The 9,815-nt window shown below is 43.3% G+C and carries 5 protein-coding genes; 4 read left to right on the forward strand and 1 reads right to left on the reverse strand.

Features of this window, described 5'->3' with window-relative positions; translation table 11 throughout:
• Positions 1-115 precede the first annotated feature (115 nt).
• From QUA24_RS12025 to QUA24_RS12040, 4 genes are all read left to right on the forward strand, one after another.
• Positions 116-6,226, forward strand: a complete 6,111-nt coding sequence (locus QUA24_RS12025) for an AAA family ATPase (RefSeq protein ID WP_333229889.1) — start codon at positions 116-118, stop codon at positions 6,224-6,226.
• On the forward strand, positions 6,207-6,470 hold the full coding sequence (locus QUA24_RS12030; RefSeq protein WP_333229900.1) for a hypothetical protein: 264 nt from the start codon (positions 6,207-6,209) through the stop codon (positions 6,468-6,470). Before QUA24_RS12025 ends, QUA24_RS12030 begins: the two co-directional genes overlap by 20 nt.
• 571 nt (positions 6,471-7,041) lie before the next feature.
• On the forward strand, positions 7,042-7,935 hold the full coding sequence (locus QUA24_RS12035; RefSeq protein WP_333229891.1) for an isoaspartyl peptidase/L-asparaginase family protein: 894 nt from the start codon (positions 7,042-7,044) through the stop codon (positions 7,933-7,935).
• A gap of 202 nt (positions 7,936-8,137) precedes the next feature.
• Complete coding sequence (locus tag QUA24_RS12040) at positions 8,138-9,412, forward strand: carbamoylphosphate synthase large subunit (protein ID WP_333229893.1); 1,275 nt, start codon at positions 8,138-8,140, stop codon at positions 9,410-9,412.
• Between the two features lie 110 nt (positions 9,413-9,522).
• Here QUA24_RS12040 and QUA24_RS12045 read toward each other — a convergent pair whose 3' ends face one another.
• Entirely contained in the window at positions 9,523-9,750 is a 228-nt protein-coding gene (locus tag QUA24_RS12045) for a hypothetical protein (RefSeq protein WP_333229895.1), read from the reverse strand.
• Positions 9,751-9,815 lie beyond the last annotated feature (65 nt).

Genomic DNA, 9,815 nt, shown 5'->3' on the forward strand with positions numbered 1-9,815 from the left:
CCGGAAAAACTCAACATTTGTTACAAAAACAAAATTTTTTCCTTTCTAACGCGCTATGCTCTAGACAAAGCTGGTGCGTTTTGAGTTAGCTTTAATTTTTACTATAAAAACCAATATGCTCTCTATTCCAGGCGTTGCTGTCCAGACGCTGCTTTACGAAAGTGTCAACTCTCTGGTTTACCGGGCGATTCGGGAAGCGGATAACCAGCCAATTATTCTCAAACTCCTCAAAGAAAGCTACCCCACACCTCAAGAATTGGTGCGCTACCGCACCGAATACCGCATCACCCAAGAGCTGAAAGAGGCGGGAGTCATACAAGTTTATGACTTGCAAAAATACCAAAACAGCCTCGTGATGTTTGTGGAGGACTTTGGCGGCGAATCCTTGACAATTTGGATGCAGCAGCGCAAGTTTACTCTGGAGGAATTTTTGCAAATTGCGATCGCCACCACGGAAGCATTAGGGCAAATTCACAGCGCCAATATTATCCACAAACAGATTAACCCTTCTAATATTGTTTACAACCCGGAAACGGAACAATTAAAAATTATTGACTTTGGTATTTCCACTCAGCTAAGCCGAGAAACACCGATACTGAAAAACCCCGGCATTCTGGAAGGAACCCTTGCTTACATCTCACCAGAACAAACTGGCAGAATGAATCGCTCTGTCGATTATCGAGCTGATTTTTACTCCCTCGGCGTCACCTTCTACGAATTGCTGACAGGAAAATTGCCTTTTGAGACAGAAGATGCTTTAGAGCTAGTTCACTGCCATATTGCCAGACAATCAGTTCCTGCACACGAAATCGAGCCAGAAATTTCCCTAATTGTGTCTCAAATTGTCCGCAAGCTGATGGCCAAAAATGCGGAAAACCGTTATCAAACTGCCTTGGGAATCAAGCAGGATTTAGAAACTTGTCTTTTTAAATTCCAAGCAACAGGTAATATTGAGATGTTTGCCTTGGGAACACGGGATATTACCGACCGTTTCCTGATTTCTGAAAGGTTATACGGCAGGGAAACTGAAGTTTTCAATCTATTAAATGCCTTTGAACGAGTTAGTACAGGTAGCGCCGAAATGATGCTAGTAGCTGGCTTCTCTGGGATTGGTAAAACCGCAGTAGTGAACGAAGTCCACAAGCCGATCGCCAGACAGCGTGGCTATTTTATCAAAGGTAAATATGACCAATTTCAACGCAATATTCCTTTCTCAGCATTTGTGCAAGCATTTCGGGAATTAATGGGACAATTGTTATCAGAAAGTGACGCTCAGTTACACAGATGGAAAACCCTGATCCTCACCGAAGTAGGCGAGAGTGGGCAAGTCTTGATTGACGTAATTCCTGAATTAGAACACATCATTGGCGCTCAACCGGCTGCACTAGAATTGTCCGGGAGTGCGGCCCAAAATCGCTTCAATCTGCTGATGCAGAAATTTGTGCAAGTATTTACCCAAGCAGAACATCCCTTAGTGATGTTTCTGGACGATTTGCAGTGGGCGGATTCGGCATCGCTGAAATTGCTACAACTGTTGATGGAGGATACGGGACATCTGTTGGTATTGGGTGCTTATCGAGATAATGAGGTATCATCGGCTCATCCGTTTATGTTGACTGTAGATGAGATTGTGAAGTCGGGAGCCACTGTGAATACGATTACCCTGCAACCGTTGAGTTTAGCAGATATCAATCAGTTGGTAGCAGATACGCTGATTTGCGATTTATCCTTGGCCGGGCCCTTGACAGAATTGGTTTATCAAAAAACCCAAGGAAATCCTTTTTTCTCAACTCAATTCCTCAAAGCCTTGTATGAAGATGGTCAAATTATTTTTGACTGGAATGTACGGCATTGGCAGTGCGATATTGCTCAAGCTAGACTTGCCCATGCCTCGGATGTGGTGGAGTTGATGGCGGTGCAATTGCAGAAGTTGCCTGCCGAAAGTCAGGATGTTCTCAAACTGGCGGCTTGCATAGGGGCGCAGTTTGATTTAGAGACATTGGCAGTAGTTAGCGAAGAATTACCAGAACAAACTGCATCATCACTCTGGAGAGCATTGCAAGAAGGACTCATTTTAGTGATTGCAGAAGGCTATAAATGCTTCCCTCAAACAGATGCTCAATTCCCTCCTGGGTCTGTTGCTAATCCAACTTATAAGTTTCTGCACGATCGCGTCCAGCAAGCAGCTTATTCCCTAATACCCGAAAACAAAAAAAAAGCCACTCATCTCAAAATTGGACAGTTACTACTACACAAATATTCGGACATAGAAAGAGAGGAAAAACTGTTTGATATGGTGGGGCATTTAAATCAAGGAATTGAGTTAATCAATCACTTAAGTGAACGAGAAGCCTTAGCCCAACTAAATTTAGAAGCGGGAGGTAAGGCAAGAAGTTCTACCGCCTACACAGCAGCTAGAGTTTATCTGCAAATAGGCATTCAATTACTAACAGCCAACTGTTGGCAAAGCCAGTATGAATTAACCCTAAAACTCTATGTTGCTGCCGCTGAAGTCGCCTATTTGAATGCAGACTTTGATGGCATGGAACAGATGGCAGCACGGGTGTTACAGAATGCACAGACAATCTTAGACAAAATCAAAATTTACGAAATTCAAATCGTCGCACAGACAGCACAGAGTAAGACATTAGAAGCCATTGCAGTAGCTAGAGATGCACTCTGGCAATTGGGGGTTGAACTCCCCACTGAAGCTGACGAAACCTTGATTGGTAAAGCACTACAGAGCCTTGCGGAGCAACTAAGCGGCAGAAAAATTGAGGAACTAATCGATCTCCCTGTGATGAGTGATCCTCAGACTCAGGCAGCTATGCCAATATTAGCCATGTTATTTGCACCCATTCTCCAGGGAATTCCCGGCTTAGTACCCCTACTTAGCTCCACCATGGTAAGTTTATCGCTCTCCTTTGGGAATGCACCCGCATCAACAGTAGGCTATGCGATTCACGGGCTTGTATTAAGTGCCTTTTTGGGAGAGGCAAAAACGGGTTATAGCTTTGGTAAATTGGCACTCTCATTGCTCGATCGGGTCAATGCACGAGAATTTAAGTGCATTACTCATAATATGTTTGGGGCATTTATTCAGCATCATCAAAATGCTATGAGGGCAGGGATACCAACCCTGAAAGAGGGCTTTATGGCTGGCATGGAAACTGGCGATTTTCTTAACGCTGGCTACAACATAGCTACTTACAGCTACATCAACTTTTACGGTGGGGTAGAACTGGATACTTGGGAACCGGAACTGGCTGTCTACAGTGCTACCTTGGCTCAGGTGAAGCAATATTCGGCTCGGACTTATTTGCATATGGAGCGGCAGATGTTGCATAACTTGAGGGAAGTTCGTACTCTGTCGGATTGCTTAATCGGCGAAGCCTATGACGAAACGGTGATGATTCCTAAGCACTATCAGGATCGTGAATTCAGTGCGATCGCCCTTATCTACGTCTACAAACTACTGCTTGCCTATTCCTTTGGTAATTATCCGGCTGCTCTAAACTACATTAGCTCAGCCAAAGAGTGTGTGATGGCATTATCAGGATTGGTTCACGTGCCCATTTTCCATTTCTATGCAGCCCTGACGCATCTGGCGCTTTTACCCACACACCTTGAAACCGAGCAAGCTGATATTCTTGCCTCTGTGGAAACCCATCAAACGACTCTACAACAGTGGGCGCAAAATGCTCCTATGAATCATCTGCATAAGTGGTATTTGGTTGAAGCCGAAAAACATCGAGTTTTGGGTAATAAAGCTGAGGCGATTGAAATGTACGATCGCGCCATCTCCCTCGCTAAAGAAAATCAATTTCTCAACGAAGAAGCATTAGCTAATGAACTCGCAGCCAAATTTTACCTAGAATGGGATAAAGAAAAATTTGCCCAACTCTACATGATTGAGGCGTATTATTGTTATATCCAATGGGGAGCCACTGCTAAGGTAACGGATTTAGAGACGCGATATCCACAGTTATTAAAACCAATACAAGGGAAAAATAAAAACACTAAAACTACGGCAATAGTGACGACAACTGGTTCGTCGGAATCTAACTTAGATATCACCACAGTCATGAAAGCTACGAGTGCGATTTCCGGCGAAATCTTACTAGATAACCTACTGTCCAGCTTGATAAAAATTTTGATGGAAAGTGCAGGGGCGCAAAGAGGATATCTGATTTTGTCCAGCCAAGAAAAGCTGTTAATTGAAGCTGAAGGAACAATAAATTCCCAACAAGTCACCGTGTTGCAGTCAATCCCCGTTGAAGATTGTCAAGAACTTTCCTCCGCAATTGTTAATTATGTCGCCCGCACTCAAGAAAGCGTGGTACTAGATGATGCTGGCAGAGAGGGGCAATTTACCAACGAACCCTACATCCACAAGCATCAGCCCAAATCAATTTTATGCGTGCCGCTGATTAACCAAGCTCAAATCGTCAGTATTGTTTACCTAGAAAACAATCTAACAGCCGGAGCTTTTACGCCAGAAAGAGTGGAACTATTAAAAGTTTTATCCGCACAAGCGGCGATCTCGATCCAAAATTCTAAGCTTTATACAGAAGTCCGCGAAAGTGAGAACAGACTCGCTCAATTTTTAGAAGCAATTCCAGTGGGGGTGTCAGTGCTGGATGCTTCTGGAAAATTTTACTATAGTAATCGCGTTGCTATTCAATTAGTAGGTAAAGAAGTTATTTGCAACGTCTCCAGCGAACAAAAATCCGAGGTGTATCAAGTGTATAAAGCGGGTACAGATCAGGAATATTCCTCTGCAGAATTGCCAATTGTGCGAGCGCTGAGCGGCGAAAGTGCCACCGCTGAGGATATGGAAATTCACCAAGGTAATAAGATTATTCCGATCGAGGCTTGGGCTACTCCCATCTATGATGAAAAGGACAACATTTCTTATGCAATTGTAGCCTTTCAAGATATCACGGAGCGCAAAAAAGCAGAAACTGAGCAAATAAGGTTTACCAATGAACTATTCCAACTAAACAAAGCTTACGAGCGTTTCGTCCCCAATCAATTCCTCCATTTTTTAGAGAAACCAAGCATTGTCGATGTCGAATTGGGCGACCAAGTGCAGTTAGAAATGTCGGTGCTATTTTCCGACATTCGCGACTTCACCACGCTTTCGGAAAGTATGACTCCAGAGGACAATTTTCATTTTATTAATGCTTATTTATCTCGGATGGAATCGGCGATTATTGAAAATAATGGCTTTATTGATAAATATATTGGTGATGCGATTATGGCGCTATTTAGCGGCGAGGCTGATAATGCAGTAAACGCTAGTATTGCCATGCTGCATCAACTTCAAGTATACAATCAAGACCGCATAAATTCTGGTTATGCCCCGATTAAGATTGGGATTGGCATTAATACTGGGAATTTAATGTTAGGCACGGTGGGCGGGCAAAATCGCATGGATACGACGGTAATTAGTGATGCGGTGAATTTAGCTTCTCGTGTGGAAGGATTAACAAAAACTTATGGTGTTGCTTTACTGATTACAGAGCAGACTTTTAACAAATTAGCTAATCCTAGCAACTATGCTATGCGGATGATTGCTCAAGTTAGTGTTAAGGGAAAAGTAAGCTTATCTACAATTTATGAAGTTTTTGAGGCAGATATTCCTGAAACAAAGCGAGGTAAATTAACAACAAAAAAATTATTTGATCGAGGTTTGAGCTTATACCGTCAACAAAAATTTATTGAAGCTACAGAATTTTTTGTTCAATGTTTAAGCTTTTGCCCTTCCGATCAAGTTGCTCAAATTTATTTGGAGTGGTGTGAACAAAAAACTATCCGTTTAAACATCGAGCTATTAGAAAGAACTTTAGCATTAATTAAGCCTAAATCTGACGAATTTGTAAGTAATTTTTATGAAATACTTTTTGATAGTTCTTCTCAGATAAAAGCTCTTTTTATGAATACAAGAATGGCACAACAAAAAGAAAAGCTTTGGCAAAGCTTAGAAATAATTATTGAAAATTTACGGAAACCTAAGCTAATTAATGTTTTTGCTAAAGGATTAGGTGCAACTCATGCCAAATATGGCGTTTCAGTAGAACATTTTCCTGTTGTGGGCAATGCGCTCATTCAATCCCTGAAAGCGCAGATGGGTTTAGAGTGGACACCTGAAACTGAAAAAGCTTGGGTAGAGGCTTATACAATTATTCAGTCAGCTATGATTGATGGCATGGGAGTTATGTGACCTGGATCATTTGTTTGATGCTGACCCGCTAGAAATCAAAACGGGCAAGTTAGCTACGCTGGAATTTTTTGCAAAAGCTTTGGCGATTTACTCGGAAGGGAAATTATTGGAAGCGGCGCGGCTGTTTGCCGAGTGTTGGCGTCAGAATCAGAGCGATGCCGTCGCTAAAATTTATTGGGAACGCTGTCAGTCTACTTTAAGAAATCGCACAAAAATCAAAAATCGGCCATACAATTTAGATTAATCATAAAAGTCCAAAGCTCGATCGCTACATTCTTTGAGGGGGATCTCATCTTCATTTTTCACGAGTGGTATTGGGGCGACGGTTGGGTGCAGTCTCGGTTGGAGGGAGTGTCGCTGCTAACGCTGAATTTGGGGCAAACGGCTAGTTTGTTGCGGCTGCGGGAGCTTTTGGCGGGTAAGTATAAAGGCTCAGAGTGATGTGAAGCCCGATCGCACTTATTTTCTCTCAAAGTCTCATTCTTCACATTGACCGATTTTGCCTGTTAATGTGTAGTGCATCGCCTTAAATTTTACCCCCTCTTTACTCCCTACATCTTTCAATTTCCCTAACTAACTCGATGCCAAATTACCTCACACTATTGACATAACTTTCCTCACATCTCTATTAATAATTCGTAAATAGCTAGGTCTGAAGGAACACAACGCTCGACAAAAATAATTATCTCTGAAGATAGAAGAACCCAAAATTAAACACCGCTAATCTATAAAACTAAGAGAGAGAAAAAAACTACTTAAAAATTGATTGATATAAGGAATTTTTAAGTAGAGCTTAAGATAAAAAAAGGAAATTTATGGTACTGAGTATTATTGTTCACGGTGGAGCAAAAACCATCTCAGAAGACAAGGTTGCAGCCAACAATGCAGGCTGTACCGCAGCAGCAGAAGCTGGTTGGGCAGTGCTCACAAGGGGAGGTACGGCAGCAGAAGCTGTTGAGGCAGCTATCCGGGTTCTAGAAGCTGATCAGACATTTAACGCAGGCTTTGGATCGGTTCTCAACAACCAGGGAGAGGTAGAGCTAGACGCAGCGATCATGGAAGGCGGTTCCTTAGCTTGGGGAGCCCTCGCAAATGTTCAAGGCGTGCGCCATCCCATCTCAGTGGCGCGAAAGATTATGGATAAAAAACCCATGTTCTTAGTAGCGGATCACGCAGAACATTTTGCAGCAGAAAGTGGAGCCGAGATGTGTACAAAAGAAGACTTAATCGCGGATGAGCAAGAGGAAGAGTGGGAGGAGGAAAAAGAAGTTATTGACCGTCCCAATACCGTTGGTTGTGTAGCTTTGGATAGTAGTGGCACTTTAGTTGCCGGTACCTCAACAGGCGGGACTATGAATAAGCCCGCCGGTCGCGTCGGCGACAGCGCCATTATTGGCTCAGGCTTGTTTGCTGAAAATGAACAGGGCGCTTGCTCGACCACAGGCGATGGCGAGTCCATTATGCCAGTAGTTCTAGCTAAGAGGGCGATCGACATTCTAGCGTCCGGCAAGCACCCAGACGAAGCAGCGAAGATGGCAATTGAGACTCTGGCATCTAAGGTGGCAGGAGAAGCTGGGTGCGTCATCATAGACCCTCAAGGGCGGGTTGGCTGGGCGCATAATTCAACGGACATGGCTTGTGCTTATAGAACCTCAGAAATGGACAAGGTGGCTGTGTTCACTAAGAAAAAACAACTCGTCCATCGTTGAAATTATTGAGATTGCATTCTCTCTAGTTAGAGAGAGTTAAAATTCCGCAACTAATATCTTCTTTCCTAGGTATTAAGTAGCTGGACATCAATAAACTTTTTTTCAATTTGTAGGGCGGGCATTGCCCACCCTACTTTTAATTGTGTCGAGCTATTTAGTGGCCTGGAAAACAGTTCAATTCAAACTCGACTTGGATGTTTCTATGAACTCAACATATGACTTTCCTTACTTTCAGGGTAATTCTCTTTCCGATTTGTTTGCTCCAGACATCACAGATGCACGTTATGCGTTCATTTTAAATTACCCTGCAACTGCCAGTTGGGCTGCTTATCCCAACAGGCAAAAATACTTTATTCAAGATGGCAGCAGTGAAGCCACCAAAACTTCTTTCGACAAGATTGGCCAGAAGGAACCTTGGAAAAATCTGGCTGTGTTAGGCGATGCCATCCCAGGGATTATAATTAATCAGCCGCCGAACTCGCTGATGGACTATTGGCGGGAGCATTTGGGCTTCAGCAACAGCAGTATGGAGATGATAGACTGCTCAACTTATCTCGAAGAGCTCAGCGTAAGCGATCGCTTTGACAAACTCCTCAGTCTATTTCCCTTCGACAATCTCAAACCAGAAAAACACGCCGTCCATCCCGACATCCACTACCACTTACTCAGCAAAGCAACGCTAGCAGAATTAGGGGTGCAATGTCCGAAATACCAAACCTACAATCTGCACGAAGTCAATCTCGAAAGCATTCAGTTACCAGAGCAATTCCCCTACTTGATTAAAACATCCCACGGACTTTCTGGAGAAGGCACTTATATTATCAAAAGTGCCAGCGATCTGAACTACTGCTTGCAGGAAGTGAGGAAATATCTCGATATTAAGTTGGTGGATACGATTATTGTCTCGGAATTCGTCAAGAATGAAGTGCAGAACTATTGCGTGCAGTTCTATGTCAGCAAAACAGGAAATATCAGGCTCATCGGCACTACCAGCCAACTTGTCACCCCACAGGGCAGCTATTTAGGCGGACTAATTCACTACCGCGAAACCGACATGAGTAGGTTTTTTGAGATGATTGCGGCTATTGGTAAATATGCTCACCAACAGGGTTATTTCGGCGTAATTGGCTTCGACGTGCTGGAAGACTCAGAGGGACAGTTGTATGCCATTGATGCCAATTTCCGAGTTAATGGCTCAACTCCGCTTTGCTTACAGCGCCATACCTTACTGGGGCGGGGAAAGGAGGTGGCTAAATATTCCAGTGACTGGCGAATGGATGGGACTTTGGAATCGATTCTTGTCACCCTGAAACCAGAACTCGATCGCAAGGACTTGATAATCTTGTCAGCTTTAGAGAAGGTTAAATACGGGAAAATCTACACGGAAATGTACGGGATAGTTGCGGGTGAGGATATGAAGGAAATGCAGCACATCGAGCAGAATTTGCACAGTAAGGGATTGCAGCAATTGGGTTGATATCTACTCTACCGATTGCAGCGGTTGTGCGGTTCAATTAAATCGGCTTGATAAATATGCCCCAAAGGCAAAATCTCCTCGGTCGGTTTCTCAAAACAATCTCTAACTCGCTACTCTGCTGATAATTCTTGAATTTTGTTAATAGCCTCTTGGTAATCACTTGTATTTCCTTGGTACTTGTACAAGTCAGCGGCTTTTTGATAATCGGCGATCACCTCTGCTTTTTGTCCTAGGTCAGACTTGGCTAAACCACGATTGTAGTAGGCATTAGCATTATAGTAACTAAGCTCGATTACCTTACTATAATCTGCGATCGCTGCTTCTTTGTAATTGCTCAACTAGGGGAAAAAAGGGAGCCATCAATAGAGAGAGCTTTTTGAATGGATTGATAAGCAGTTAAACC

This window comes from Microcoleus sp. Pol12B5 (genome assembly GCF_036701335.1).
Classification (GTDB): Bacteria; Cyanobacteriota; Cyanobacteriia; order Cyanobacteriales; family Microcoleaceae; genus Microcoleus.